The sequence below is a fragment of the Mycobacterium sp. UNC410CL29Cvi84 genome (assembly GCF_000686745.1).
GTDB lineage: Bacteria > Actinomycetota > Actinomycetes > Mycobacteriales > Mycobacteriaceae > Mycobacterium > Mycobacterium mucogenicum_B.
Window position 1 is genome coordinate 84,786 of record NZ_JMLM01000014.1, and the last position, 24,733, is coordinate 109,518.

Sequence of the window (24,733 nt, forward strand, 5' to 3'; positions counted from 1 at the left end):
TGAGATGAGCGATTTATCGGATAAGCTCGCGCGATTTCGCCTAAATCGTGAAACAAGGCCAGTCTGGATGCAGGAAATGACGACGCCGACCGACGGAAAGAACTCGGCCGCACTTTCCGGGAGATCACGTGACTGACCTCGACGACAGGCTGGTCGACGCCCTCACGGCAGACGGACGTGCCTCCGCCAGCACGCTGGCCGAGGCGATCGGCGTATCGCGCTCCACCGTTGCCGGGCGACTGGATCGGTTGCTGGACTCCGGGCGGATCTCGATTCACGGCGTGGTCCATCCGGCGGTGCTCGGGCGCGGCGTCTGCGCATATGTACAGATGGCAGTGGCGGGTGCCGCCGCGCCGATCGCGCGCGCCGTCGCGGCACATCCCGACGCCACGCTGGTGTCGCTGATCAGTGGCGAGCGGGCCATTTCGGTGGAACTGCGGGTCGCCTCGCATCGCGAGGTGGACGTGGCCGTCAGCGAACTGCGGGCGATCGCGCCGGTGCAGCAGGTACGCACTCTCATCTACACCGACCTGGTGCGGGACGTCGTCGGCCCAGTGGGCGAACTGCGCGGCACCGCCGACGATGTCGACCGGTCACTGCTGCGCGGACTCGAGCGCGACGGCCGGGCGTCGTACGCGGACCTGGCGACCGCGACCGGGATATCCCCGGCGGCGGCCCGCAGACGGGTGCTGCGCCTACTCGACGACGGGGTCGTGCGCGTGGGTGCGGTGACGCACCAGACCGAAGTCGATCGCACCCGCGTTCACGGAGCCGCGCTCCATTTCTCCGGCCCGGGCCCCGACCTCGACGCGTTGACGAGCGGGATACCCGAGCTGTCCTTCGCGGCCCGCACGCTGGGGTGGTGCGATGCCCTGATCACCCTGCGAGCATCGACGTCATCAGCGGTGGCAGCCGCGTTGGACGTGCTTCGGGCGTGTCCGGACGTACGCGCGGTCGAGAGCTGGAGCCATCTGCGCGTCGTCAAGGAAACCTACGTCGGCCGCTGACGAGGCACTCGTCAACCGGGTCGGGCTAGAAGATCGGCGTCATCTCGTCGATCAACCACTTGCCGTCGATCTTGCGGTAGTCGACCTTCAGCCGGCTGCCCTCGTAGTTGGGCTGCTTGCGCTCATCGGTGATGACGCGGTTGACGAAAGCCAGGACCGTGCCGGTGTCGCGGTGCGACGAGATCATGCCCGCGCCAACGACATTCACCTGGCTGATCAGCTTGCGCTTCACCGCGTCGTTGAAGATGTTGTTCTTGGCCGTCAGTTCCTCGTACCGCTTGCGGAACGCCGGCGTCATCAACGTCAGCGCCTGCGTCGTGGAACGCTGCACACTGCTGTACTCGTAGCCGAGGATCTGCGGGATCTGGGACCTGGCCAGGCTGGGCAGCTCGTCGGCTGTCGCCTGTTCGCCGGACAGCTGCACATGGTTCCAGTACGTCGAGCCGCCGAGCGCCCCGAGCGCCACCACGGCGACCGCCAACAGGGCGCCGAGCGCTGCCAGCAACCGGTTCATCAGTTGCCTCCGTCCGGGTACTTGATGTCGTAGGCCGCCATGTGGCCGCTGTCGTCCTCGCGGATGAAGACACGCTGCCGGTACGGCGTCGACGGCTGGTTCACGCCGTTGAGGTCGGTCAGGGTCACCCGGACCGTCACGAGCACCTTCGCGATGTTGGAGGTGTTGTCGACGCTCTCCAGCGCCGCCGCGGTGATGACCGCCTCTGAATTGGCCTGCGTCTGCTTGAACAGGTACTTCAGGTTCTCGGCGTTGTTGCTCTGGTTCATCATGTCGCGCAGCGGGCCGGGGCCGATGCCGTTCACGAAGCGGTTCACGCTCTCGTCGACCGTGTTCTGCGTGTAACTGAACATGTTGACCACGGTCTGCTTCGCCGTGTCCACGAACCGCTGATCACGGTCCTGGGTCGCCTCGATCTGCCCGTTGCCGTGCCAAAGGAACCAGGTGCCGCCGGCCAGGGCCGCCACGAGCACGGCGACGACGGCCAGGCCGATGGTCATGACCAGCGACCGGTGCGGTTGCCGTCGCGGTACCTGGACCGCGGGCCGTGCCTTGGTGGTTACCGAATCGGTTGACGATGTCTTGCTCGTCGTCGACGGAATCGCCACGTCGAGCACTGTTGAAGCCTCTGCTGAACCGGCGGTGCCGGCGGGCCGTGAGGCCCGCCGGCGCACGCGGGTCACCGGCGGCTCCGACGTCTCGTCCGTCGCAGCCGGTTGGTCACTCATCAAACCTGCCTTGGATCCTTCATGAGGTCGACCCAGGACTCGCCTGCGTCGCCGTTACTCGAGCCGGCGTTGAACACTCCTGTACCGCCGGCAGGGTCAGCGAAGACCCCGGTATTCGCATCGTACGTCGTACTCTGCGGCCCCTTCGGCCCGCTTGCCTGCGGCTGGCCCTCGGGGCCGGGCGCCGGCGGGTTGTTGATCGCGTACGGCGGAGTCACCTGATCCGGCGGCGCGAAGAACGGCCAGGGCAGCGGCTGCGGACCCGGATCACTCGGCGGGTACGGCAGCGGGAACGGCGCATTGGGCGCAGGTCCCGGCCCGGCGGGCACGCCCGGCGGCAGCTGCACCGAGGGCGGACCCGGGTCGTAGTCGGCTCCCGGCGGGATGTTCGGGAACCGGTTCGGCGGCGTGATGTTCCGCGGGTCGGTGACCGGGGTGTCGTACGGCACCGGCGGACCACGCCACGGGTTGCTGCCGATCGGCACGTAACCACGCGGGTCACGGCAGATCTGGACGGTGGGGGCACGCTTGCCCGGGTACTCCATGCACGGGTAGTTGCGGGCACCGCGGACCGTGCTCGGATCGTTCTGCGCGGTCTTGCAGTACAGATCCTTCGGCAGGTCGCGCAACGTGGTGTCGGCCGGCGTGCGGATCTCCGGCGCCGGGACGAAGCCCGTCATGCACGGCGGCTGGCCCAGGCTGATCTTGAAGTCGAGCTTGCCGCCTTCGTCGATGGGCAACTGGCCTGCGTCGGTCAGCAGTGCCGCGATCAGCGCCGGGAAGATCACCAGGGCCTGCTCGATCGACTTGTGGTAGATCACGCCGATCCGGCCGAAGTTGGCGAGATTGGCGGCGAGGACCGGGAACGTCGGCCGGATGCCGTCGAAGGTCTCGTTGACGGTTTCGACGGCGCCCGGGACGGTCTTGAGCACCGACCGGATCTGCGGGTCGGCCTGGGCGGCTTCACCGGTCAGCGTCGCGAGGCTGCTGGCCATGGTCTTGAGATCGGCACCGGCGCGGATCTGCGCCTTCAGCAGCGGGCCGGCCTGATCGAGCAGCTTGTTGATCTCGTCGGTATTGGCATTGGCCTCGTCCACCAGCAGACGCGACGACTGGATCATCCGCGAGAGTTCCGGACCCGATCCGTTGAACGCCTTGAACGACTCGCGCAACAGGTCCTGCAAGCGGGTGTTGCTGATGCTGCTCACCAGACTCTGGGCCTGGTTGAGCAGGTCCACGATGTCTTGACCGACGGCGGTCCGGTCGACGCCGATGGTGGCGCCGCCCTTGAGCATGTTCTTCGACGGGTTGGCCGGAGGGACCAGGTCGATGTACTGCTCACCGATCGCGGACACGCTCTTGACCGTGGCGGTGACGTTGTCCGGCACCGGGGTGTCGGTGTTGAGCCGCATCTGGGCCGTCACACCGTTGTCGGTCAGGCCGACGTTCGTCACGCGGCCGACCGTCACGCCGCGGTAGGTGACGTTGGCGTTCTGGTAGATACCGCCACCGACGACGAACTTGGCGTCCACGTTGTAGACACCGAGACCGACGGCGGCAGGCAGGTGCAGGTAGGACGTCGTGATCAGCGCGAGGCAGATGACGGTGACGACACCGAAGATCGCCAGCTGGAAACGCGCAAGACGGGTCAACAACATTACGGCTTCACCCCTCCATGTTGCGTCGCTTGGCCTGCTGGAATCTTGAACGGATCGGCGGCCTGTCCGGACAGGTTCGCCAGCGCACCCAACAGGAAGTCCGGCGGGTTGACGATCTCGTCCAGGTGCCGCATGTTCGGGTCGAAGGCCCCCGAGGTGGTGAAGACCGTCTCACCGAGACGGCGCAGCGTCAGGTCGAACGTGACGTACACGTTCAGGTAGTCGCCACGCACCGCGTTGCGGAAGTACTTGTTGGAGAACGGGAACGTCGGCAACAGGTCCAGGTCGTGGATGAATTCGTCGGCGTTGTCGTTGAACGCCTTGATCACCGGGAAGATGTCCTTGAAGTCCGCCGCGAAGTCGTCCTTCGTGGCGGTCATGACCTTCGCGCCCACCACCGCGAGCTTCCGCAATGCGGTGAACGCATCGACGATGTTCTTGCGGTTGTCGTTGAGGACCTTGATCGCGCCCGGCAGCGTGTCCAGCGTGCGGCCCAGGCTGTCCTTGCTCTTCGCCAGGATCGAGGCGAAGCGGTTCAGCCCGTCCATGGCGCCGATGATGTCGGTGGTCTGCTTGTCCAGGGACTGGGTGAGCTCAGCCAACCGCGGGATGAAGTCGACGAACTGCCCGGCCCGCCCGGCGACCGCGGCGTAGGCCTCGTCGGTGATGTCCTGCAGCGCACCGAGATTGCCCTTGTTCACGACCAGGCCCAGCGACGACAGCACCTCTTCGGTGGTCGGGTACCGGCCGGTGTTCGCCAGTGGAATCTCCGAGCCCTGCTTGAGCCGGCCCTGCGGCGCCTCCCCGACTGGTTCCGACAGCTGCACGTGCTGCGAACCCAGCAGCGACGTCTGCGCGACCTTCGCCCTGGCGTTCGCCGGCAGCTTCACGTCGCCGTTGATCGACAGCTTCACCGCGGCATAGAACGTGCCGTCGGGGCGCTGGACTGCGTCCAGGCCCGAGACGCTGCCGACGGTGACGTCGTGGACCATCACCGGTGAGTTCTGCGGCAACGTCGCGACGTCGGGGAGCTGCACCGTCACGGTGTACGAACCGGCGCCGTGGCCCTGGGTGCCCGGCATGTCCAGCGAGTTCAGGCCGCCGAACTGGCAACCGGCGAGCACCACGGCACTCGATCCGAGTGCGAGTGCTTTAACAACCGTCTTCATCAGTTGCCACCTCCGGCTTCAGCGGGCAGCGGTGCGCCCACCGGCGCGGGCGCCGGCGCGGGTCCGGGCAGCGGGCCCGAACCGTTCAGCGGCGTCGAACCGGGTCCCATCGGCGGCGCGGCCGGCGAAATCTGGCCGACGACGGCCGGCGGCGGCAGGATCAGGTCGCTGAGCGTCCCGTCCGGCTGGACCTTCGGCGGCACCACGCCGGGCGCGGCGTTCCACTGCAGGTACGGCACCGGAGTCTGCGCCTTGGCCTCGGTCTGCGGGGTGTCGTAGATGACCTGACCCTTGTACGCCGTGATGCTGTTGATCGGGTGGAACAGCACCGGCGGGTAGTTCATCGCGATACGACGCAGCACGGGGCCCATGCGCTGACGGCAGATCTCCGACCGCTTGTAGTTGTCCGGAGTGGCGCCGACGTCGAAGTTACCGCCGCACAGGAACTGCACCGGGTTGGAGAAGTTCGGCAGCGACAGCAGACCGTCCAGGGAGCCCTGGGCCGGGTTGTAGATGTTGTAGAAGTTGGCCAGACCGTTCGGCGTCACGTGCAGAATCTGCTCGATGTTGTCGCTGTTGTCGGTCATGATCTGGGTGAACTCGGCCAGCTTGCCGACCTGGTCGATCAGGGCCTTGTTGTTGTCCTTCAGCAGGCCTTTGACGTCGCCGAGCGCCTGGTTGAGGGCACCGAGGGTCTGGTCGAGACCGGCCGAGCTCTCCGCGAGTACCTGCGAAACCGATGCGACGTGGTCGGTGAACTGCACGATCTGCTCGTTGCTGTTGGACAGCGCGTTGACCAGAATCTGCAGGTTCTTGATGGTGCCGAACAGGTCGCCACGCGAATCGCCAAGGCGCCCAGCGGTTTGCGACAGCTCGCGCAACGCGTTGCGGAACGAGTCGCCCTTGCCGTCGAGGGTGTCGGCGGCCTGGTTGATGAACGCACCCAGCGGACCCTGCGGCGCACCGTCCTGCGGACCGAGCTGCGCGCTGAGCTGGGTCAGCTGCTTCTTGACGTCGTCCCACTCGACCGGAACACCGGTCCGGCTCAGCGGCACCTCGGCGCCGTTGGCCAGTGCCGCGCCGCCGTCGTAGACAGGGGTGAACTGCACGAACCGGGCAGCCACGAGGTTCGGCGAGATGATGATCGCCCGGGCATCGGCCGGGATCTTCACGCCGTCCTTCACGGTCATGGAGACCTTGACCGAATTGGGCTGCGGCTCAACCGAATCGATGGTGCCCACCGGAACCCCGAGCACCCGCACATCGTCGCCGGCGTACAAGCCGACCGCATTGGTGAAGTAGGCCACCACCTTGTGGCCACCACGTGACGGCCACAGCAGGTAGGCGCCACCGGCGACGAGCGCCACCAGTGCGACCACCAGGGCGACAATCGCCCCGCGCGACTTCATGTTCTTCATCATGGCGACTTCGGCCTCACGACGATCCGTTCAGAGATGTAGCCCTTCAGCATGTCGCCGAGGCTGGCAGGCAGCTTGCCCGGCTGGAAGTACGTGTCGAGCAAGACTTCCGACATCGTCGCCGGCGGCAGGCCGTACAGGTTGATGTTGAAGCCCGGGCCGTTACCGACCACCTCGCCCAGCGCGGTGGCGTAACCCGGCAACCGCTTGAGCGCCTCGCTGATGTGCTCCTTGCGCTTCAGCAATTCGTCCAGCACCAGGTTCAGCTGCTTGAGGGCCGGGCCGAACTCCCGCTTGTTGTCGGCGACGAATCCGGAAAGCTGTTGCGAGACGCCACGGATACCGGAGATCAGCGTGCTGATCGACTGCCTGCGCTCATCGAGCGCGGCGAAGAGCTGATTGCCGTCGATCACCAGCTTGTTCACCTGGTCGGCGCGCTGCGCCAACGTGTCCGACACCTTCTTGGCGTGGCCCAGAAGTTGTTCGAGCGCCTGGTCGCGCTTGTTGAGGCTCCGCGACAGGGACGCCACGCCGTCGAGCGCGCCACGAAGCTGCGGCGTCGCGTCGTGCAACGTGTCGGTCAGCACCTTGAGGGCCTGCTCCATCTGGGGCTTGTCCAGCTCGCTGGTGTTCTGCCCGAGATCCTGCAGCGCGGTGTTGATCGTGTACGGAGTCGTGGTGCGGCCCAACGGGATAACCGTCGATTCCTTCGTCCCCTTCGGGGTCACCCAGAGGGACTTCTGGCCCAGCACCGTATCGGTCTTGATCGACACCAGCGACTGGTCGCCGACCCGGATCTGACGGTCGACGGTGAAGTTCACCTTCGCGGCCGTACCGGCGAGCTCCACGGTGCCCACCTTGCCGACCTTGATGCCCGAGACCCGGACATCACTGCCCGGCGTGATGCCACCGGCGTCGCTGAAGAACGCCGAGTAGTTCTTGCCCTGCGGGTAGAACGGCAGTCCGGTGTACCCGAACGAGATCAGCACGAGGCACGTCACGATGAAGACGCCGAGTATGCCCGTGCGGACCGGATCCTTTTCCGGCTTAGCCATTTTCGGAGCACCTGCCCTTCGACGGATCCGCCGGGCCACCGAACGGCACGATCAGGTCGCTGCCCGCGGGGCCGCTCATCTTGATCTTGACCGAGCAGTAGTAGATGTTGAAGAACGCGCCGTACGCACCAAGTGCGTTGAGCCGCAGGTAGTTCTCCGCGAGGTTCTCGATGACCGGGTTCACTTCAGCTCGGCGCTCATACATGCGCTGCGCGAACGGGCGGGCGTTCTCGATGACGCCCTGCACCGGGCGCCGCGACTTCTGCAGCATCTCCGTCAGGTCGTTCTCGGCCGAGGCCAGCGGGCCGATGGCACCGGCGATCGGGTCGCGTCCCTCTGCCAGGCCGGTGATCAGCTGCTGCAGCTGGTCGATGCTGGTGTTGAACTGGGACCCCTTGGAGTCGACCGTGGCGAGCACCGTGTTGAGGTTGGTGATCGTGTCGCCGATCAGCTGGTCACGGTCGGCCAGGGTCTGGCTGAACGAACCGGTGTTGGACAGCAGGTCGGAGAGCGCGCCGCCCTGCCCCTGCAGGGCCTCGATCATGGCGGCGGTGATCTCGTTGACCTTCTTGCCGTCCAGGCCCTTGACGACGGGCCGCAGACCGCCGAGCAGGGCGTCGAGGTCGAGCGCCGGCTGGGTGTTGGCGAGGACGACGGTGCCGCCGGCCGGCAGCTTGCGCAGCTCGCCCGGACCGGAGGTGATCTCCATGTACCGGTCGCCGACCAGGTTCTGGTAGCGGATGACGGCCCGGCTCGAGCTGTACAGCTGGTAGCGGTCGTTCAGCGTGAACTTGACGTCGACGGTGTTGTCGTTCTTGAGCTTGACGCTCTTGACCGAACCCACCTGCACGCCCGCGATACGGACGTCCTCACCGGCCTTGAGCCGGGACGCGTCGGCGAAGTTGGCGTGGTAGGTGTTCGACGAGGCGAACCGGAACTGGCCGAACACGACGACCAGACCGGCGGCGACCAGCAACATCACGACGGTGAAGATCGTGACGTTGATCATCTCGCGTTTGTGTCTCATGGGCGGCCCCAGTCACTCGCGGACATCAGAAGCGGTCCCTCTCTGCGTAGGCACCGGAGAACAGGAACTGCAGCGTCGAGGGAGCGTCGAACTGCAACTCGGTGTTCGGCTGGAACGGGATGTAGGCGTTGTCGGTCACCAGGAACGGCGAGTGGTACCAGGAGCCGCCGAACTGCTTGGACGGCAGGTCCGGAAGGCCACGGCAGTTCGGGCCACCGGAGGCGTTCACCATCGGCAGGCTCTCCGGGTAGGTGTAGTTGGGCGCGCCGGGGAAGAAGTTCGAGGACACGAACAGACCCGGCTTGACGCCACCGAACACCGGACCGAAGCGGTCCACGGCCTTCGACACACCTTGCAGCAGACACGGCAACTCGGGCGAGTAGTCGCCCAGGACCTTCAGCGGTGCGCGCAGTCGCTGGATGGCGGCGATGTAGTCATCGGCGGCCGGTGAGATGGTCGCGTAGGCGTTGTTGGCGAACCCGGCGGATGCGAGCAGCGCCGCGTTCAGGTCGTCCTTCTCGTCGATCAGCGTCTTGCTGACGGTCGGCGCGTTGTCGAAGACCTTGGCGAGGTCGGGCGCGGCGTCACCGTAGATGCCGGCGACCGTCGCGGTGTCCTTGAAGTCCTGCTGCAGGGTCGGCAGCTTGGGGTTGAAGTACTCCAGGTACTTGCTCAGCCCGGCCGCGGCGGCACCGGCGTCGTCGCCATGGCCACGCAGGCCTTCACCGAGCGCGGTCACCGTGGCGTTCAGGTTGACCGGGTCGATCTTGTCGAGCAGGTCCGTCAGCGTCTGGAAGACGGTGTTCATCTCCAGCTGGACGTCCTTGGCCTGCACCTGCGCGCCGGGACGCATCGATTCCTTCGACGGATGCTCCGGCGGGAGGAACTCGACCGACTTGGCGCCGAACACCGTCGTGCTGCCGAGCCGGACCCGGGCGTTCGACGGGATGTACCGCATCTGGTCGCTCAGGACGGCGAGCTTCAGCTTCGCCTGGTCACCGGCGTAGTCGATCTGCTCGACCTTGCCGACCTGGATGCCGCGGTACTTGACCTTGGCGTCGGGATCCATCACCAGACCGGCGCGGGGCGCCATCACCGAAACGGTGTCGGTGGGGGTGAATGCCGCGGTGTACGACAAATAGGTGAACACCACGGCGGCGACGATGATGCTGATCAGCACCGCCGCTGCGAGTCTCACATGACTGCGTTTGGGACCACCGGAGGACATCGTCTACACCCCCTATCCGGAGAGGTTGAAGTTGCCGGACGCGCCGTACACGGCCAGGGAGATGAGCAGGACGATGGTGACGACCACGATCAGCGAGGTCCGCACGGCCTGACCGACCGCGATACCCACGCCGACGGGTCCGCCGCTGGCGTTGTAGCCGTAGTAGGTGTGCACCAGCATGACCGCGACGGACATGACGATGGCCTGCAGGAATGACCACAACAGGTCGGTGGGCACCATGAAGGTGCTGAAGTAGTGGTCGTACAGACCGGCCGATTGACCGTTGATGTACACCGTGGTTGCCCGCGCCGCGAAGAACGAGGCGAGGACGGCCAGGGCGTACAGCGGGATGACGGCGATCAGGCCCGCGATGATGCGCGTGGACACCAGGTAGGACACCGAGTGCACGGCCATCGATTCGACGGCGTCGATCTCCTCGGCGACGCGCATGGCGCCCAACTGCGCCGTACAGCCGGCGCCGATGGTCGCGGCCAGCGCGATGCCGGCGATGATCGGCGCGACGATGCGCACGTTGAGGAAGGCCGACAGGAAGCCGGTCAGGGCCTCGATACCGATGTTGCCCAGTGAGGAGTAGCCCTGGACGGCGATGACGCCGCCGGAGGCCAGCGTCATGAACGCGGCGACACCGACGGTGCCGCCGATCATCACCAGCGCGCCGGTGCCCATCGTCATCTCGGCGATGAGCCGGATGGTCTCGCGGCGGTAGCGGGTCAGCGCGTTGGGGATGTAGCGGAAGGACTCCCCGTAGAACAGGGCCTGCTCGCCGATGCCGTCGACGATGCCGGGCAGTGCCCGGAACATGCGTTTGAAACGGAGTGTCGCGTCGTAGCTCATGGCCGGATCACCTCACCAGTACTCGGACGCCGATGGCGGTCATGATCACGTTGATGACGAACAAGCAGATGAAGGCGTAGACCACGGTCTCGTTCACCGCGATGCCGACGCCCTTGGGGCCGCCCTTGACGGTCAGGCCGCGGTAGCAGCCGACCATGCCGGCGAGCAGGCCGAACAGCACGGCCTTGATCTCGGCGAGCATCAGCTCACCCAGGCCGGTCAGCACCGTCAGACCGTTGATGAACGAGCCCGGGTTCACGCCCTGCAGGAAGACGGAGAAGACGTAGCCGCCGGAAATGCCGATGGCGCACACCAGGTTGTTGAGGAGCACGGCGACGAACGTCGACGCCAGGACGCGGGGCACCACCAGACGCTGGATCGGGTCGATGCCCAGCACTCGCATCGCGTCGATCTCTTCGCGGATGGTGCGGGCGCCGAGGTCGGCGCAGATGGCCGTGGCACCGGCGCCGGCGACGACGAGCACGGTGACGACGGGACCGAGCTGGGTGACGGTACCGAAGGCGGTGCCTGCGCCGGAGAGGTCGGCGGCGCCGATCTCACGCAGCAGGATGTTCAGCGTGAAAGCCACCAGCACGGTGAACGGAATGGCGACGAGCAGGGTCGGCACGAGCGATACGCGGGCAATCATCCAGGTCTGTTCGAAGAACTCCCGGAACTGGAACGGCCGGCGCCACATCTTGGTGAATGTGTCGAGGGCCATTTCGAAGAACCCGCCAACGGCCCTGGCCGGAGCCGCAAGCTGTTCGATCAACCTTCGACTCCATTCTCGGTCCTGATTCTGCAGTCACGGCGAAGAGTGGGATTTCCCTCGTTCGCAGCGGCCTGACAACCACGGTGTAATGCGTAGCTCTTGTGAGCCGGCTCATAGTAGCTAGAACACGTTCGCAGTGGCAAAAGAACAGCAAAATCACTGGGAAACGACATATAATCGCAGCTCAGCATATATTTTGACGTTGTCGTCACTGAAACAGGTTCTAGTGCTGACGCGACGCTTTCTGCGCCGCGTCAGCACTGAATCCGGGACGTTCAGTCCCTCGACTCCATCAGGGCAGTCGCAGAGAAATTCCGCTCCGGATCGCGGTCAGCAAAATATCCGCGCAACGTCGAACTCAGTTGTGTCATGTCCCACTCAGCGGACGGCGCTGTGAACTGGCTCTCTGCCGTCGGCGCTGCTACCAGGGTCACAGTCGGACCATAAACGATGAAGAGCTGGCCATTCACGTTTTCCGACGCGGGCGAGGAAAGGAAACGCACCAATTTCACAACGTGTTCGGGCGACAGCGGATCGACCTCACCCTCACCAGGAGCCGCACCGAACACATCGGCCGTCATCGCGGTACGTGCCCGCGGGGCGATCGCGTTGGCGCGCACGCCGTAACGCTCCAGGCCGCGGGCCGCGGTCAGGGTCAGCGCCGTGATGCCGGCCTTGGCGGCGCCGTAGTTCGCCTGGCCGACCGGACCGGCCAGACCGGCCTCGGACGAGGTGTTGACGATCCGGCCGTACACCTTGCCGTCGGCCGACTCCTTGGCCTTGGCGCGCCAGTAGGTGGCAGCGTTGCGGGTCAGCAGGAAGTGACCGCGCAGGTGGACCGCGATGACGGCGTCCCAGTCCTCGTCGGTCATGTTGAAGAGCATCTTGTCGCGGGTGATGCCGGCGTTGTTCACGACGATGTTCAGCCCACCCAAGCTGTCCGCGGTGGCGACCAGTTCGTCGGCGGTGCTTCGGGCGCTGATATCCCCGGCCACCGCAATGCCTTTGGAGCCGGCGGCCTCGATCTCGGCGAGCACGTCCGACTTGTCCAGCGCGCCGGCCATGTCGTTCACCACGACGGTGGCGCCGGCCTGCGCCAGGCCGATGGCCTCGGCGCGGCCCAGGCCCGCGGCGGCACCGGTGACCACGGCGACCTTGCCGGAGAGGTCGGTGGAGTCGATTTCGCTAGTCAATTTATGAATACCTCTAGTCTTTACGGAGAAGGGCTGCCCGGGGGCATTCGGCGATGGACTGCTCAGCCAGCGCTTCCTGGTCGGCAGGCACCGGATCGGCCTTGACTACCGCATAGTCGTTGTCGTCCAGATCGAAAAGGTCCGGCGCAATTCCCACGCAAACCGCGTTTCCTTCACAGCGGTCGTGATCAACTTCAACCCGCATGACACCCTCCTGACAGCCCGGATTTCGACGGTGAGGCCAACATAACGACCCCGCCATGGCGATGCCAGTGTGGCACGCTCTGGACCGCAAGACTAGAACGTGTTACAAGTTTGAGTAGGCATGGGTCGCCGAAAGCGACCTCAGCAACGTGACAAACGGACCGAAGACCTAGCCCAAATTCAACTGATAAAGGATGAGTTCGATGCGGATCGGCTACACGCCCGAGCAGGAGGAGCTGCGGCGCGAACTGCGCTCGTACTTCACCAAGCTCATGACCCCGGAGCGCGCCGAGGCCCTGGCGTCCAACGACGGTGAGATGGGACGCGGCAACGTCTACCGCGAGACCGTCGAGCAGATGGGCAAGGACGGCTGGCTGACGCTGAGCTGGCCGAAGGAGTACGGCGGCCAGGCCCGGCCCCCGATGGACGGCCTGATCTTCAACGACGAAGCGGCCATCGCCAACGTCCCGGTGCCATTCCTGACCATCAACTCGGTGGCGCCGACGATCATGCACTTCGGCACCGAGGAGCAGAAGAAGTTCTTCCTGCCCAAGATCGCCGCGGGCCAGCTGCACTTCTCCATCGGCTACTCCGAGCCCGGCGCCGGCACCGACCTGGCGTCGCTGCGCACCACCGCCGTCCGCGACGGCGATGACTACGTCATCAACGGCCAGAAGATGTGGACGTCGCTGATCGCCTACGCCGACTACGTCTGGCTGGCGGCCCGCACCAACCCCGACGCCAAGAAGCACCGCGGCATCTCGATGCTGATCGTGCCGACCACCGCCGAGGGCTTCTCCTGGACCCCGGTGCACACCATGTCCGGCGTGGATACCAGTGCCACCTACTACCAGGACGTCCGCGTCCCGACCTCCAGCCTGGTCGGCGAGGAGCACGGCGGCTGGAAGCTGGTCACCAACCAGCTCAACCACGAGCGCGTGGCCCTGGTGTCGGCACAGCCGATCTTCGTCGCGCTGGACGGCGTCCGGGAATGGGCCCAGAACACCAAGGACCACCACGGCAAGCGCCTGATCGACTCGGAGTGGGTGCAGCTGAACCTGGCCCGCGTGCACGCCAAGGCCGAAGTGCTGAAGCTCATCAACTGGGAGCTGGCCTCGGCCACCGACTCCGCGCCCTCCCCCGCCGACGCGTCGGCGGCCAAGGTGTACGGCACCGAACTGGCCACCGAGGCCTACCGGTTGCTCATGGAGGTGCTCGGCACCTCGGCGACCCTGCGCCGCGACACCCCGGGCGCGCTGCTGCGCGGCCGGATCGAGCGCTGGCACCGGTCCTGCCTGATCCTGACCTTCGGCGGCGGCACCAACGAGATTCAGCGCGACATCATCGGCATGGTCGCGCTCGGCCTGCCCCGAGTGAATCGCTAAGAGAGAGCGGCGAGAAATGGACTTCAAGACAACCGAAGCATCCGAGGACCTCGGCGGCCTGGTCCGGTCCATCACCGAATCGGTGGTGACCCCGGAGCGCCAGAAGGAACTGGACAAGCTCGACGAGCGGTTCGACCGTGACCTGTGGGCCAAGCTGATCGACTCCGACATCCTGTCCACCACCGCACCGGAGTCGGTGGGCGGCGGCGGTTTCGGTCCGCTGGAGCAGTCGGCCGTGCTGGTGGCACTGGGCCGTCAGCTCGCGGCGGTGCCGTACCTCGAGTCGACCATCCTGGCCGCCGGCGCCATCGCCGAGTTCGGTTCGGCCGCGCTGCAATCCGAGTGGGCCACCCCGGCGGTCGCCGGCACCAAGATCGTCGTGCCCGCGCTCGACGGTGAGATGGGTCAAGGCCCGGTGCAGGCCACCGGATCCGATGAGACCGGCTACAAGCTGACGGGCACGCGTACCCAGGTCGCGTACGGCCCGGTCGCCGACGCCTTCCTGGTGCCGGCCGAAAGCGATTCCGGCGTCAAGGTTTTCCTGGTCGCCGCCGCTGATTCCGGCGTCACCGTCACCTCGCTGGACACCACCGGGCACGGCAGCGTCGCGCACCTGGATCTGCAGGGCGTGGCCGTCGCCGCTGACCGCGTCGTCGGCGGCGCGGAGGTGCTCGCCTGGCTGCAGCTGCGGGGTGCCCTGGGCCGCAGCGCATTCCAGCTCGGCGTGGTGGAACGCGCGCTGGAGCTCACCGCGCTGTACGCGCGTGAGCGCGAGCAGTTCGACCGCCCGATCGGCAGCTTCCAGGCCGTGTCGTCCCGGCTGGCCGACGGCTACATCGACGTCAAGGCGCTGCGCCTGACGCTGACGCAGGCCTCCTGGCGCGTGGCCGAGGGTCTGCCGGCCGAGATCGACGTGAACACCGCGGCGTTCTGGGCCGCCGAGGCCGGCCACCGGGTGGCGCACACCGCGGTGCACGTGCACGGCGGTGTCGGTATCGACATGGATCACCCGGTGCACCGGTACTTCCTGGCGGCCAAGCAGACCGAGTTCGCGGTCGGCAGCGCCACCGGGCAGCTGCTGCAGATCGGGCGCGAACTGGCCGAGACGCCGGTCTGATCAGTTGATGTCCAACCGTCCCACCGTCAGCGACCTGCTACGTCCGCTCGTCGGCGTCACCGACCGCGGGTTGTACGACTGCGTTGCGGCGCCGGACGATTCCTCACCCGACGATGACGGCGGCCCGGCTGATCTGATCAGCTGGGCCGACCACATCGCCGCGGGCGCACAGTTGGCCGCGGCGTTGAAGGCGCGACTGGACCCGGCCAAGCCACCGCATATCGGTGTGCTGCTGAGCAATACGACGTTCTTCTCGTCGCTGCTGGTGGCCGCCGCGCTGGCGGGGCTGGTTCCGGTCGGCCTCAACCCGACCCGCCGCGGGGCGGCGCTGGTCGGCGATGCCGAGCGCTCCGACTGCCAGCTGGTGCTCGCCGACAATCCCGACCTGGTCCCGGCCGGGCTCGACGCCGCGGGCATCGACGTCATCGACGTCGAATCCGCTTCGTGGGCAACCGAACTCGCCGGTTTCGCCGGCACGCCCGTGCAGTTCGCCGATGTCGATCCCGACGACCTGTTCATGCTGATCTTCACCTCGGGCACCAGCGGTGACCCCAAGGCCGTCCGCGTCACGCACGACAAGGTGGCGTTCCCGGGACAGATGCTGGCCGACCGCTTCGGCCTCGGGCGCGACGATACGTTCTACCTGTCGATGCCGCTGTTCCACTCCAACGCGGTGATGGCCGGCTGGGCGGTCGCACTGGCGGCACAGGGCTCGATCGCGTTGCGCCGCAAGTTCTCCGCGTCGGGCTTTCTCCGGGACGTGCGCCGCTACGGCGCCACCTACGCCAACTACGTCGGCAAGCCGCTGTCGTACATCCTGGCCACCCCGGCCCGCCCGGACGACACCGACAATCCCCTGAAGTTCATGTACGGCAACGAGGGTGCCCCGCGTGACCTGAACCGGTTCGCACAGCGTTTCGGCGTCATTGTCGTCGACGGTTTCGGCTCCACCGAGGGCGGCGTCGCGATCGCCCGCACCCCGGACACGCCGGCCGGCGCGCTCGGTCCGCTGACCGACGAGGTGGCCATCGTCGACGTGGACACCGGCCTGCCGTGCCCGCCGGGCGTGGTCGGCGAACTGGTGAACCCGACGGGCCGCGGCTGGTTCCGCGGCTACTACAACAACGAGGCCGCCGAGGCCGAACGCATGGCCGGCGGCATCTACCACACCGGCGACCTGGCGTACCGGGACGAAGCGGGATACATCTATTTCGCTGGGCGCCTTGGCGATTGGATGCGCGTCGACGGTGAGAACCTCGGCACCGCACCCATCGAGCAGGTGCTGCTGCGGCACCCCGACGTGGTCGAGGCGGCCGTCTACCCGATCCCCGACCCTGCCGTCGGAGACCAGGTGATGTCGGCACTCGTCCTGCTCGACGACGCGACATTCTCCGCCGACGACTTCAGCGCTTTCCTTGCCGCCCAAGAGGATCTGGGCCCCAAGCAGTGGCCCCGGTTCATCCGTGTCGCCACGAACCTGCCGCGCACCGAGACCTTCAAGGTCATCAAGCGGCAGCTGTCGGCCGAGGGCACCGACTGCGCGGACCCGGTTTTCGCGATCGCCCGCTAGTCGTGGACCGGGACGGCCTCGACGAGCGACATCGGCCCGGCCGTCGGGACCACGCGGGTCTGCCGAAAGCCTGCGCGCGCCAACAGTTCCGCGTATTCCGAACCGGTGCGCTCCCGACCGCCGGCAGCCACCAGCATCTCCAGGTCCAGCAGCATGCCGGGGTGGTTCGGCGTGCCTTCCGGCAGCACCAATTCGACGAGGGCCAGGGTGCCGGCGGGGTCGATCGCCTTGCGGACGTTCCGCAGGATCACCAGCGCGCTGTCCTCGTCCCAGTCGTGGATGATCGTCTTCAGCAGGTAGGCATCCCCGCCTTCGGGGACCGCGTCGAAGAACGAACCGCCGCTGACGGTCACCCGGTCGGATACGCCGGCCGCGTCCAGCACCGGGCCGGCTCCGGCCACGACGGACGGTAGATCGAACAGCACACCGCTGGCGTCGGTGGCCTGCTGCAGCACCGCGGACAGCAGGGCCCCGTGCCCGCCACCGACGTCGACGATATTGCGGAAACGCGTGAAATCGTATGCGGGCATGAGGGTTTCGATCGCCATGGCGGACACCGCGGTCATGGCGTTGTTGAAAACCGCGGCCAGGTCGCGATCCTTCTCGAGGTACTCGAAGATGGGCATGCCGCGCAGCATCTCCGCGGACGTCTTGCCGGTCTGCACCGAGTACAGCAACTGGCCCCAGTGCTCCCAGTGCTTGGGATGGCCGATGAACAGCAGCATCGGTGCCAGCGAGCCCGGCGCATCAGATCGCAGGGCGTCCCCCAGCCGGCTCAGCGCGAACCGGCCGTCGCGCCCGTGCTTGAGCAGCGAGTTGCCCGCCAGTGCCCGCATGAGCCGTGCGGTGGCCCCGGGGTGCGAACCCACCCGGCGCGCAACGTCGTCGGCCGATGCGGGGCCGGCCGCCAGGGCGTCGAAGATGCCCAGCTTGGCGCCGACGTACATGGCCTGGGTCAGCCAGGCGCCCTGTCCCAGCTCGAAGAGCGCGACGTTCGCCGGGACGACGGACCGGCGCAACTGGCCCAGCCCGTCACGGACGCGGCCGATGCCGTCGATGAGCCAGGCGGGCGGTGGTTTCTGCGCGTTTGCCACGGGCACACAGTAATGCCACAGCTAACACCCACGCTAGAGCCGATTTCGCGACGGCCCCGGTGCGGCTCACAGGATCAGCCCGGGAATTGTGGATTAGTCTCGGCCGTATGAGATTGTCCGCGATCACCGGCCTCGTCGCGGCAGCGACCGCACTGTCTGTGGTGCTGGCCGGTTGCGACTCCGGCAGCGATGCGAGCGCGTCGTCCGACAACGCGACGAGCGCCGCGCCGACCGCGGCGGACGCGGGCAACAAACAGGCAGCCGACGGCCCCAACCCGACGATTGCCAGCTACATCAAAGACCACAAGATCACCGAACAGCAGGTGCACCGCACCGATCCGGGCGAGCCGAAGGTCGACCTGCCGAAGCCGGACGGCTGGCGGGCCACCGGCGACGACAATCCGCCGTGGGCCTACGACTCGATCATCTACAACGGACCCGTCGACGCGGCGAACTACGCGCCGAGCGTCGTCGCGCTGCTGTCGAAGCTGACCGGTGACGTCGACGCCAAGGCGCTGATGGCCACCGCGCCCGGGGAGATTCAGAACCTGCCGGGCTTCACGCCGTCGGGCCCCGGAACGGAAACCAAGGTGCGCGACTACCCCGCCTACCGGATCGCCGGCACCTGGGTGTCCGATGGCAAGACGAAATTCGTCGCGCAGCAGACGGTGATCTTCCCGTCTGACGGGGCAACCTATGTCCTGCAACTGAATGCGGACGGCGCGGCGGACCAGACGCCCATCATCCAGGCGGCCACCGATGTGGTGGCGCGGCAGGTGAAGATCACGCCGTCGCGCTGAAACTCACCTGCCGCGCGCGAAATCAGTTGTCGCGGATGGCATCCAGGCGCTTGGTGGCGGCCTCGAATTCGGCGACCAGTTCGGCGATGATGGTCTCGACCGGACGTATCTCGTTCATCCGGCCGACGATCTGACCGACCGGCATCGCGACCGCGGTCGGGTCACCGGACTCGTTCATGCGCTGATGGGCCTCGCTGACCAGGATGTTCTGCAGCGGCATCGGCAGCGGATCGGGCGCGCCCTCGGCGTCCCAGGCGTCGGTCCAGCGGCTCTTGAGCAGCCGGGCCGGCTTGCCGGTGTAGATCTTGCGGCGGACGGTGTCGGCCGAGGTCGCGTTCAGCATCGCCTGCTGCACAACGGAAACGCCCGACTCCAGACGCACACCGAGGTCGTATTCGGCCGACGTCAGGAACGCCGAGCCCATCCAGACGCCCTGCGCGCCCAGCGCCAGGGCGGCGGCCAGCTGCCGTCCCGTGCCGATGCCGCCGGCGGCCAGCACCGGGGCCGAACCACCAAGGGCATCAACGATTTCCGGCCACAGCACCATGGAGCCGATCTCACCGGTGTGGCCACCGGCCTCGTGTCCCTGGGCGACGACGATGTCGACGCCGTTCTCCACGTGCCGTGCCGCGTGCTTGGCCGAGCCGGCCAGTGCGGCCACTGGAACGCCCGCGGCGTGTGCCTGGTCGATGACGTCCTTGGGCGGCGAGCCGAGTGCGTTGGCGATCAGCTTGATCGGGTGCTTGAGCGCCACCTCGACGTGGCTGCGCGCCACCGAGTGCAGCCAGCCGAGCACGCCTTCGTTCTTCTCCTCGTCCGCCGGCAGCGGCGGCACCCCGAGCTCGGCGAGGGTCTTGGCGACGAAGTCCTTGTGCCCCTGCGGGATCAGCTTGTTGATGTCGACGCTGGTGCCCTCGGTGGGGACCTTGGCCGGCATCACGATGTCGACGCCGTACGGCTTGCCGTCGGTATTGGCGTCCATCCACTGCAGGACGTTCTCGAGGTCGTCGGCGTCGTTGAACCGGACGCAACCCAGCACACCCATGCCGCCGGCACGGGTCACGGCGGCGGCCACCTTCTCCGACGGCGTGAAGACGAAGATCGGGTATTCGATCCCGAAGCGTTCGCAGAGTTCGGTTTTCATTTCTCGTTCCTGACTAGGCTTGTGCGCCTGCGTGTTTCGCGTGCACCTCATCGGCGGGACGCGCCTCGGTCTGCTCCTTGGCCCAGCGGTAGTCGGGCTTGCCGGCCGGGGACCGCTTGACCTCGTCGACCAGCCACAGGCTGCGCGGCACCTTGTAGCCGGCGATCTCGCTGCGGACGAACGCATCCAGGTCGGCCAGCGCCGGCTTGGTGCCCTCGCGCGGCTGCACGACGGCCGCGACGTGCTGACCGAAGCGCGGGTCCGGAACGCCGACGACCAGGGCGTCGAACACATCCGGGTGCCCCTTGAGTGCGGCCTCGACCTCTTCGGGGTAGATCTTCTCGCCACCGGAGTTGATCGACACCGAGCCGCGGCCCAGCATCGTCACGCTGCCGTCGGCCTCGACCTCGGCGTAGTCGCCGGGGATCGCGTACCGGACCCCGTTGTAGGTGCGGAAGGTCTCGGCGGTCTTCTTCTCGTCCTTGAAGTAGCCGACCGGGATGTGGCCGCACTTGGCGATGATGCCGCGCACGCCCGAGCCCGGAACCACCTCGTTGCCGTCCTCGTCGAGGACCTTGGTGTTCTTGTCGATGGTGACGCGCGGTCCGCCGGTGTGCGACTGGCCCTTCGCCACGATGCTGGTGCCACCGAAGCCGGTCTCCGACGAGCCGATGGAGTCGGTGATGACGCGGTTCGGCAGCAGCTCGAGGAACTTCTCCTTGAGGCTGGTCGAGAACAGTGCGGCGGTGCTCGCGAGCAGGAACAGTGACGACAGGTCGTACTGGTTGCCGGCTTCCTGGTGCGCCAGCAGCGCGTCCAGCAGCGGCCGCGCCATCGCGTCACCGGTGAAGAACAGCAGATTCACCTTGTGCTCGTGGATCATTCGCCACGCGGCGTCGGCGTCGAACTCCGGCATCAGCACCACGGTGTGGCCGGTGAACAGCGCCATCCAGGTGGCCGACTGCGTCGCGCCGTGGATCATCGGCGGGATGGGGAGCCGGATCATCGGCGGGTTGGCGGCGGCCTGCTTGGACAGGTCGTATTCGTCGGCGATGGGCTCGCCGGTCGCGAAGTCGGTGCCGCCGAACAGCACTCGGTAGATGTCCTCGTGGCGCCACATGACGCCCTTGGGGAATCCGGTGGTGCCGCCGGTGTAGAGCAGGTAGATGTCGTCCTCGCTGCGCGGACCGAAGTCGCGCTCGGGCGAGCTGTCGGCGATGGCGGAGTAGAACTCGACGCCGCCATATCTGAGGTAGTCGTTGTCGCTACCGTCCTCCACGACCAGGATGGTCTTGAGCAGCGGCAGCTCGGGCAGCACGTTGGCCACCCGGTCGGAGTACTGGCGCTCATGGATGAGGGCGACCATGTCCGAGTTGTCGAACAGGTACTTCAGCTCGCCCTCGACGTAGCGGAAGTTGACGTTGACCAGGATCGCGCCGGCTTTGACGATGCCGAGCATGCCGATCACGATCTCGATGCGGTTGCGGCAGTACAGCCCAACCTTGTCGTCTTTCTTCACGCCCTGCGACTGGAGGTAGTGGGCCAGGCGGTTGGCCTTCTCCTCCAATTGGGCATAGGTCAGTTGTTCGTCGCCACAGATGAGTGCGACGCGGTCCGGCACAGCATCGATGGCGTGCTCGGCGAGATCTGCGATGTTCAGAGCCACGTTACATAAACTAGAACGTGTTACATTTTGTGACAAGTCTAACGATCTCGAGACCGGAAGTTGGTACCCGTGAGCGAACCCGGCGATAGCAAATTGGCTGGCCCCGACGCCCTCATTGAGCAGCGCGGACACACCCTGATCGTCACCCTGAACCGACCTGAGGCGCGCAACGCCCTCTCGTCCGAGATGCTCTCGATAATGGTCGAGGCCTGGGACCGCGTCGACAGCGATCCGGAGATCCGCACCTGCATCCTCACGGGCGCCGGCGGCTACTTCTGCGCGGGCATGGACCTCAAGGGCGCCGCCAAGAAGCCGCCGGGCGACTCGTTCAAGGACGGCAGCTACGACCCGTCGCGCATCGACGGTCTGCTCAAGGGCCGCCGCCTGACCAAGCCGCTAATCGCCGCGGTCGAGGGCCCGGCCATCGCCGGCGGCACCGAGATCCTGCAGGGCACCGACATCCGCGTCGCCGGCGAGAGCGCCAAGTTCGGCATCTCCGAGGCCAAGTGGAGCCTGTACCCGATGGGCGGTTCGGCGGTGCGCCTGGTGCGCCAGATTCCGTACACCATCGCGTGCGACATGCTGCTGACCGGCCGCCACATCACCGCGCAGCAGGCCCTGGACTACGGGCTGATCGGCTATGTGGTGCCGGACGGCACCGCGCTGGAGAAGGCGCTCGAGATCGCCGAGGTGATCAACAACAACGGTCCGCTGGCGGTGCAGGCCATCCTGAAGACCATCCGCGAGACCGAGGGCATGCACGAACTGGACGCCTTCAAGCCCGATACCGCCAACGGTATCCCGGTGTTCCTGTCCGAGGACTCCAAAGAAGGCCCGCTGGCGTTCAAGGAGAAGCGCGCGCCGCAGTTCAAGATGCGCTGATGCACATCGCGGTGACGGGCGGCACCGGCTACGTCGGTGCCCACACCGTCCGCGCCCTGCTGGCGGCCGGGCATACCGTCCGGCTGCTGGTGGTTCCCGGCGGCAGTGACGACGCGGCGCTCGACGCGCTGGGCAGTGTAGGTCCGCTCGAGGTCCTGACCGGCGACATCCGTGATCCCGCAACGGTTTCCGAGCTGCTGACCGGATGCGACGCCGCGCTGCACGCGGCCGGCGTCGTCGGCACCGACAGCCGGCGTACACAGCTGATGTGGGACATCAACGCCTACGCCACCGAGGCTCTGTTGACCCGGGCTTGTGAGCTCGGGCTGGACCCCGTGGTCTCGGTGTCGTCCTACAGCTCGCTGTTCCCGCCGACCGACGGTGTCATCGGCCCCGACACTCCCCCGGCACCGGGCCGCAGCGACTACGCCCGCACCAAGGCCTATGCCGACAACGCGGCGCGGCGGCTGCAGGCCGCGGGCGCGCCCGTCGTCGTGACGTACCCGTCGTCGGTCGTCGGCCCGGCATTCCACACGGCAGTCGGTGTGACACAACGTGGTTGGGACCCGATCGTGCGGTACCGCGTCGCGCCGCGGCTGCGCGGCGGCATGCAGATGATCGATGTCGGCGACGTGGCGCGGGTGCACACGGCGCTGATGCGGCCGGGTCGCGGCCCGAAGCGCTATGTCTGCGGCGGGGTGATGCTGACGTTCGATCAGATGGTCGACGCGCTGCAGTCGGCGCTGGGCCGCTCCATTCGGCGGATTCCACTGTCGCCCGGCATGTTTCGCGGCGTCGGCCGGGTATCGGACTTCGCCGGGCGCTGGCTGCCGCTGGCGGAGGGGCTGAGCTACGAAGCCGCCCTGCTGCTGACGGCCGCCGTCCCCACCGACGACAGCCTGACCTTGGCCGACCTGAGCCTGACCTGGCGCGACCCCCGAGAGTCGATCGTCGAATCTTTTGCGTGATTTGCGCACGATTTTCCGCGGTCATCGCGGAAAATCGTGCACAAATCACGAACGCCGGGGGGTCAGGATGCCAACCACCGACACCTCGCTGGTGCGTGGCCTGCTGCTGCAGTTCGCGCTACGGGTGCTGTTGGCGGTGTTCGTCGGGTTCGGCCTGCTGCTGGAGCCCCCGAACGCGAACCTGCCGCTGCACTGGGGCATCTTCGCGTGCTACCTCGCGATGGTCGCGGCATGGGGTTGGTGGGGACGACGCTCGGCCGACCAGTCCGACCGGCGCACCCAGCGCGTGGTGGCACTGCTCATGCTGTGCGCGGATCTGACTGTGGTGGCGGTCATTTCAGTGGACAGCGGGCTGAGTTCGCCGGAAACCTGGACGTCCGACGTCCTGCAGCACGGGCTGTTCCTGATCCCGCTGATCGCGGCGGCTCAGCTCGATCCCATGGTCAGCGCCATGATCGCCATTCCCACCGTCGCCACGTTCTTCGTCGTCAACTGGATCGACCGGGAAGCCAACGGTGACGAGCCCTGGGGCTCCATCCTGTTGCGGACCGCCATCGTGTTCGGTCTGGCCGCCGGTTCGGTCGCGCTGTCGTGGGTGCAGCAGTCCAAGACCAGGACCATCGCCGGGCTGGCCCAGGAGCGGACCCGTCTGCTCGAAGAGGTGATCAGCCTCGAGAAGCGCGAACGCCAGTCCCTCTCGGAGCGCCTGCACGACGGCGCGCTGCAGTACGTCCTGGTGGCGCGGCACGACATGGAGGACGTCCGCGACGGGTCGGTCGAGGGGATGGACCGCGTCGACTTCGCACTCGCCGAATCCTCCCGGCTGCTGCGCGACGTGGTGCGCGAACTGCATCCCGAGGTACTGGCCCGGTCCGGCCTCAAGGCCGCGATCACCGCACTGGCCGACGGCATTGCCGCACGGACCAGCATCACGGTTCATCTGGACGCCGACGGCTGGCCCGACAGCCTGCGCACCGCCGCCGACCACCTGCTCTACAGCGCGGCCCGCGAGTTCTCGACCAACGCGATCAAACACGCGCACGCCGACAACCTGCGATTCACACTGGCGCACAACGGAAGCCGGGCCGAGCTACGCATCGCCGACGACGGCGTCGGCATCCCGCCGGACCGGCTCGCCCAGAGCGTCGAGGACGGTCACATCGGGTTCGCGTCGATCTGCACGAAAGTGCTTGCGACGGGCGGCGAATTCACGGTCACGGGCTCGCCGGGCACCGTCATCTCGATGGCGGTGCCGGCGGCGAGCACGGTCAGCAGCTAG

23 protein-coding genes are annotated in these 24,733 nt (G+C 66.9%); 8 read left to right on the top strand and 15 right to left on the bottom strand.

The features are described 5' to 3' along the window. The first annotated feature begins 128 nt into the window (after window positions 1–128). Window positions 129–1,007: an Lrp/AsnC family transcriptional regulator gene (locus BR47_RS0120185; protein ID WP_029120590.1), complete on the top strand. Its 879-nt coding sequence runs from the start codon at window positions 129–131 to the stop codon at window positions 1,005–1,007. Window positions 1,008–1,032: 25 nt separating this feature from the next. On the opposite strand, the gene BR47_RS0120190 is transcribed toward BR47_RS0120185, so the two are convergent. The 12 genes from BR47_RS0120190 to BR47_RS0120245 all read right to left on the bottom strand — a co-directional run bounded on the left by BR47_RS0120190 (window position 1,033) and on the right by BR47_RS0120245 (window position 12,829). Further along, complete coding sequence (locus BR47_RS0120190) at window positions 1,033–1,521, bottom strand: mammalian cell entry protein (protein ID WP_036427610.1); 489 nt, start codon at window positions 1,519–1,521, stop codon at window positions 1,033–1,035. After that, window positions 1,521–2,249: an Rv1363c family protein gene (locus tag BR47_RS0120195; protein ID WP_029120592.1), complete on the bottom strand. Its 729-nt coding sequence runs from the start codon at window positions 2,247–2,249 to the stop codon at window positions 1,521–1,523. The genes BR47_RS0120190 and BR47_RS0120195 overlap by 1 nt, the downstream gene beginning before the upstream one ends. After that, on the bottom strand, window positions 2,249–3,904 hold the full coding sequence (locus BR47_RS0120200) for an MCE family protein (protein WP_029120593.1): 1,656 nt from the start codon (window positions 3,902–3,904) through the stop codon (window positions 2,249–2,251). The genes BR47_RS0120195 and BR47_RS0120200 overlap by 1 nt, the downstream gene beginning before the upstream one ends. A 2-nt stretch (window positions 3,905–3,906) precedes the next feature. Further along, window positions 3,907–5,076, bottom strand: coding sequence for an MCE family protein (locus BR47_RS0120205; RefSeq protein ID WP_029120594.1), 1,170 nt, complete (start codon window positions 5,074–5,076; stop codon window positions 3,907–3,909). Beyond that, window positions 5,076–6,494, bottom strand: coding sequence for an MCE family protein (locus BR47_RS0120210; RefSeq protein ID WP_029120595.1), 1,419 nt, complete (start codon window positions 6,492–6,494; stop codon window positions 5,076–5,078). Before BR47_RS0120210 ends, BR47_RS0120205 begins: the two co-directional genes overlap by 1 nt. Then, a complete protein-coding gene (locus tag BR47_RS0120215; RefSeq protein ID WP_020100747.1) occupies window positions 6,494–7,549 on the bottom strand; it encodes an MCE family protein in 1,056 nt (351 codons plus the stop codon). The genes BR47_RS0120210 and BR47_RS0120215 overlap by 1 nt, the downstream gene beginning before the upstream one ends. Then, window positions 7,542–8,576 carry an MCE family protein gene (locus BR47_RS0120220; RefSeq protein WP_020100748.1) on the bottom strand — a complete coding sequence of 345 codons (1,035 nt, stop codon included), beginning with the start codon at window positions 8,574–8,576 and terminating at the stop codon, window positions 7,542–7,544. Before BR47_RS0120220 ends, BR47_RS0120215 begins: the two co-directional genes overlap by 8 nt. 25 nt (window positions 8,577–8,601) lie before the next feature. Further along, the gene (locus BR47_RS0120225; protein ID WP_029120596.1) at window positions 8,602–9,804 is read right to left on the bottom strand and encodes an MCE family protein; all 1,203 of its coding nucleotides are present in this window, start codon (window positions 9,802–9,804) and stop codon (window positions 8,602–8,604) included. A gap of 12 nt (window positions 9,805–9,816) precedes the next feature. Further along, window positions 9,817–10,659: an MlaE family ABC transporter permease gene (locus BR47_RS0120230; protein ID WP_020100750.1), complete on the bottom strand. Its 843-nt coding sequence runs from the start codon at window positions 10,657–10,659 to the stop codon at window positions 9,817–9,819. Between the two features lie 7 nt (window positions 10,660–10,666). Then, entirely contained in the window at window positions 10,667–11,431 is a 765-nt protein-coding gene (locus BR47_RS0120235; RefSeq protein ID WP_029105067.1) for an MlaE family ABC transporter permease, read from the bottom strand. 275 nt (window positions 11,432–11,706) lie between these two features. After that, window positions 11,707–12,624, bottom strand: a complete 918-nt coding sequence (locus BR47_RS0120240; RefSeq protein ID WP_020100752.1) for a 3-oxoacyl-ACP reductase — start codon at window positions 12,622–12,624, stop codon at window positions 11,707–11,709. Window positions 12,625–12,637: 13 nt separating this feature from the next. Next, window positions 12,638–12,829 (bottom strand): ferredoxin, encoded by a 192-nt coding sequence (locus tag BR47_RS0120245; RefSeq protein ID WP_029105068.1) that lies wholly within the window; start codon window positions 12,827–12,829, stop codon window positions 12,638–12,640. Between the two features lie 202 nt (window positions 12,830–13,031). On the opposite strand from BR47_RS0120245, the gene BR47_RS0120250 reads away from it, so the two are divergent. The 3 genes from BR47_RS0120250 to fadD17 are packed head-to-tail and all read left to right on the top strand — an operon-like array spanning window position 13,032 to window position 16,900. Then, window positions 13,032–14,213 carry an acyl-CoA dehydrogenase family protein gene (locus BR47_RS0120250; protein WP_029120597.1) on the top strand — a complete coding sequence of 394 codons (1,182 nt, stop codon included), beginning with the start codon at window positions 13,032–13,034 and terminating at the stop codon, window positions 14,211–14,213. A 16-nt stretch (window positions 14,214–14,229) separates the two neighbouring features. Next, a complete protein-coding gene (locus BR47_RS0120255) occupies window positions 14,230–15,330 on the top strand; it encodes an acyl-CoA dehydrogenase family protein (RefSeq protein WP_029120598.1) in 1,101 nt (366 codons plus the stop codon). 7 nt (window positions 15,331–15,337) lie between these two features. Beyond that, the gene (gene fadD17, locus BR47_RS0120260) at window positions 15,338–16,900 is read left to right on the top strand and encodes a long-chain-fatty-acid--CoA ligase FadD17 (RefSeq protein WP_020100756.1); all 1,563 of its coding nucleotides are present in this window, start codon (window positions 15,338–15,340) and stop codon (window positions 16,898–16,900) included. Here the strand turns inward: fadD17 and BR47_RS0120265 are convergent. Further along, entirely contained in the window at window positions 16,897–18,000 is a 1,104-nt protein-coding gene (locus BR47_RS0120265) for a methyltransferase (protein ID WP_029120599.1), read from the bottom strand. The genes fadD17 and BR47_RS0120265 overlap by 4 nt on opposite strands. A 101-nt stretch (window positions 18,001–18,101) precedes the next feature. On the opposite strand from BR47_RS0120265, the gene BR47_RS0120270 reads away from it, so the two are divergent. Beyond that, window positions 18,102–18,794 carry an LpqN/LpqT family lipoprotein gene (locus tag BR47_RS0120270; RefSeq protein WP_029120600.1) on the top strand — a complete coding sequence of 231 codons (693 nt, stop codon included), beginning with the start codon at window positions 18,102–18,104 and terminating at the stop codon, window positions 18,792–18,794. Between the two features lie 22 nt (window positions 18,795–18,816). Here BR47_RS0120270 and BR47_RS0120275 read toward each other — a convergent pair whose 3' ends face one another. Both BR47_RS0120275 and BR47_RS0120280 read right to left on the bottom strand, forming a co-directional pair. Then, complete coding sequence (locus tag BR47_RS0120275) at window positions 18,817–19,938, bottom strand: NAD(P)H-dependent flavin oxidoreductase (protein ID WP_029120601.1); 1,122 nt, start codon at window positions 19,936–19,938, stop codon at window positions 18,817–18,819. Between the two features lie 13 nt (window positions 19,939–19,951). Beyond that, complete coding sequence (locus BR47_RS0120280) at window positions 19,952–21,604, bottom strand: acyl-CoA synthetase (RefSeq protein WP_020100760.1); 1,653 nt, start codon at window positions 21,602–21,604, stop codon at window positions 19,952–19,954. A 93-nt stretch (window positions 21,605–21,697) separates the two neighbouring features. Here BR47_RS0120280 and BR47_RS0120285 point away from each other — a divergent pair, with 93 nt between their 5' ends. The 3 genes from BR47_RS0120285 to BR47_RS0120295 all read left to right on the top strand — a co-directional run bounded on the left by BR47_RS0120285 (window position 21,698) and on the right by BR47_RS0120295 (window position 24,733). Then, a complete protein-coding gene (locus tag BR47_RS0120285) occupies window positions 21,698–22,486 on the top strand; it encodes a crotonase/enoyl-CoA hydratase family protein (protein WP_090562900.1) in 789 nt (262 codons plus the stop codon). Beyond that, window positions 22,486–23,454 carry an NAD-dependent epimerase/dehydratase family protein gene (locus BR47_RS0120290; protein ID WP_029120602.1) on the top strand — a complete coding sequence of 323 codons (969 nt, stop codon included), beginning with the start codon at window positions 22,486–22,488 and terminating at the stop codon, window positions 23,452–23,454. The genes BR47_RS0120285 and BR47_RS0120290 overlap by 1 nt, the downstream gene beginning before the upstream one ends. 67 nt (window positions 23,455–23,521) lie before the next feature. Then, window positions 23,522–24,733 (top strand): sensor histidine kinase, encoded by a 1,212-nt coding sequence (locus BR47_RS0120295; protein ID WP_029120603.1) that lies wholly within the window; start codon window positions 23,522–23,524, stop codon window positions 24,731–24,733.